Raw genomic sequence first — 810 nt, 5'->3', positions numbered from 1 at the left:
CTGCACCCGTTTCAGCACCAGTACCTGAGGTTGCTCCAAGTGCGTCAGCATCTTTAGCCAGCACCACATCTGCACCAGTTTCCGCATCGGTGCCCCAAGCTGTACAAAGCATGTCCGCACCTGTTTCCGCGCCTGTACCTAAGGCTGAGGGAAGTGCAGCTGCACCCGTTTCAGCACCAGTACCTGAGGCCGAGCAAAGCGTAGTTGTATCGGTTTCCCCCCAGGCTTCACAGCAAGCACAACGCAGCGACAATACACAAGCTTCTCCGCTCGAACGATGCGCTAAGCCAGCCGTTCTTCAACAATGTTGGAAACAAGTAATGCGAATTTTGCACGATGTTGATATGCCTCTTGCCGCTTTATTAAGCAATGCGCAGGTAAAACTTGCCCCTGATACTCATGAGTTACTTATCGGATTACCACAGGGAAGTAATTTTGCTTACAAGCGCCTGAATACAGCCCGTGAGCAAGAAAGCTTACAGAAAGTATTTGTTTCTGTATTTGGAAATCGAATTGCGTGCAGAGTGCTTTTACTTACTGATGCTGCGTTTCAGTGTGACGCAGACACGCACAATGCTACATCGTGCGTAGCGGAAAACAGTGCTTCGTCTTTACCAGCAAGTGCTTCTTTTGAGAACAGCGCTCCGTTAAGCAACAACACTCCGTCAACCAACAACACTCCATCAACCAGCAGCGCTCCGTCAACCAGCAGCGCTCCGTTAAGCAACAGCGCTTCTCCTGAGAGCATCGTTCCGTCCGCCAACGGTGCTGCTTCTGATTGTGACACCGCAGCCAACAATGCTTCTCCTG

Annotated in this window: 1 protein-coding gene; it reads left to right on the top strand. The window is 51.0% G+C overall.

Annotated features, from left to right (window positions below; translation table 11 throughout):
* Nucleotides 1-110: 110 nt before the first annotated feature.
* On the top strand, nucleotides 111-810 hold a 700-nt coding region (locus HMPREF3190_RS07705), incomplete at its 3' end, for a hypothetical protein (RefSeq protein ID WP_449676336.1).

Source organism: Umbribacter vaginalis (assembly GCA_001552935.1).
Taxonomy (GTDB): domain Bacteria; phylum Actinomycetota; class Coriobacteriia; order Coriobacteriales; family Eggerthellaceae; genus Berryella; species Berryella vaginalis.
This window is presented reverse-complemented; position numbering and strand designations above follow the sequence as displayed.